Below are 2,266 nucleotides of genomic sequence, written 5' to 3' on the forward strand. Positions count from 1 at the left end.
CGCGCTAACTGGTTTGCACGGCCGTTCAGCTCACGGTAGCTCCACGTTTTTCCGCCATACGTCACCGCCGCTGCCTCTGGCGTACGCTCTGCCTGCTCCTCGAACAGACCAACCACCGTCCGGTCTTCCGGTACCTCCAGCTCTGTCCGGTTCCATTCCTCCACCAGCACACGTTGCTCCTGCTCTGTCAGCAGCGACAGCTCGCTTAGATGAGCTCCGGGATTCGCTGCAATATTGCGCATCATATGGACGAGATAGCCGCTCCAACGCGTGATCGTCTCATGCTTGAACAGCGCCGTATTATATTCAAATTCCAGCATAATCGTATGCCCGTCATCCGCTGCCGTCAGCGTCAGATCAAACTTGGCTGTCTTCTGCTCGGAAGCGTGGGGCTTAAGGCTCAATCTGTCCATTTTCAAATCGTTCAGATTGGCATTTTGCATGGCGAACACCGTGTCGAATAGCGGATTGCGGCTTAGATCTCTCGGCAATTGCAGTTTTGTGATCAGTTCTTCAAGAGGATAATCCTGCGACTCAAATGCTCCCAGCGATGCCTCCTTCACTTCCCGCAAATACCGTTCAAATGTATAGCTAGCTTCCGGCCGAAGGCGGAGCGGGAGTGTGTTGACGAACATGCCTACCAATCTTTCCAGATCGGAATGCGGGCGACCAACAAACGGCGTGCCGACGACAATATCGTTTTGTCCGCTCAGCTTGCCCAACAATGTGGTGTAGCAGGCCAGCAGCACCATATTCAGCGTCGTTCCCGTATCCTGTGCCAGACGCCGCAGTACCGTGGCAAGCGTATCGTCCAGCGCAAACCGAATCCGATCCCCGGCAAAGGTCTGAACCGCTGGACGCACATAGTCGGTCGGCAGTTGAAGCGAGGGAATGTCCCTGCCGATCTGTTCCAGCCAATAGGCCTCCTGCTGCCGGAACGCTTCCGTGCGGAAGAACGACTGCTGCCACACAGCATAATCTTTGTATTGAATGCGGAGCAGCTCCAGCTTTTCACCCACATACAATCTGGAGATTTCATCCATTAAAATATCTACCGATGCGCCGTCCGAGATAATATGGTGCATATCGATAAAGAGAAGATGCCTCATCTCGCTTGTGCGGATCAGCGTCACACGGAAGAGCGGAGCCTGATTCAAAACGAACGGCCGAACCAGATGCCCCAGCATTTCCGCTGCCTCTTTTTCGGACGCCTGCACATATTCCACTGCAAAATTCGTTTCTTCCTGCACCCGCTGCACTGGGGTTCCTTCCACCAGCTCAAATGAAGTCCTGAGTGCTTCGTGCCTCCGCACAAGTTCTTTAATCACCGCATTAAAGCGTTCCTGCACAAGTGGTCCTTCCAATTCGAAAACAGCAGGCATATTATAGCTCTGTTCCGCGCCTTCCATTTGCTGCAGCACATACAATCTTTTCTGTGCCGATGACACCGGGTAGACCTCCTGCCGTGGAGCCTGCCTGATCGAATCAAAGACACTTTTACCGGATCGGGAGAGGACTTCAGCGAAAGCTGCCGCTGTTGGTGAAGCGAATAGCTCCCTGAGCGGAATCTCCACTTCCAGTTCGCGATGAACGCGCGCAAGCATCGCCATCGCTTTTAAAGAATGGCCACCCAAATCGAAGAAGTTGTCATATATACCGACCCGCTGGACGTCAAGCACAGCCTGCCAGATGCCAACAACCGCCGCCTCCATTTCGTTGCGCGGGGCCGTATAGTCGCTGTCTGCAGCCGCATCCTCTTTGGGAGCCGGCAAGGCTCTGCGATCTATCTTGCCATTGCCTGTCAAAGGCAGTTCGTCCAGTTGAATAAAAGCAGACGGAATCATGTATGCGGGTAGTCCCTTCGCTGCGTGCTCGCGCAGTTCGCTTACGGTCAGCACTGTTTCTGCGACGAAGTACGCACACAAGCGTTTTTCGCCCCCCGCCATATCGAGGGCCAGCACAGCCGTTTTCCGCACTGCTTCATGCTGCAATAGTTGATGCTCAATTTCGCCCAGTTCGATCCGCTGACCGCGAATTTTCACCTGATGGTCGATCCGGCCGATGAACTCAATATTGCCGTCAGGCAGCCACCGTGCCAGGTCGCCCGTGCGATAAATCCGGGCTCCATCTTCAAACGGATGAATCGTAAACTTCTCCCCGGTAAGCTCTGGACGATTCAGGTAGCCGAGTACAATTCCGTCACCACCCACACACAATTCTCCTGCTACTCCGATCGGCTGTGGTCGGTTGAATGTATCGAGAATGT

The 2,266-nt window shown here is 54.1% G+C and carries 1 protein-coding gene; it reads right to left on the reverse strand.

Annotation, left to right across the window (positions count from 1 at the left end; genetic code table 11):
• The coding region (locus WG8_RS26050; protein WP_007432242.1) for a condensation domain-containing protein at window positions 1–2,266 on the reverse strand (2,266 nt) is incomplete at both ends.

The organism is Paenibacillus sp. Aloe-11, assembly GCF_000245715.1.
Lineage (GTDB): Bacteria > Bacillota > Bacilli > Paenibacillales > Paenibacillaceae > Paenibacillus > Paenibacillus kribbensis.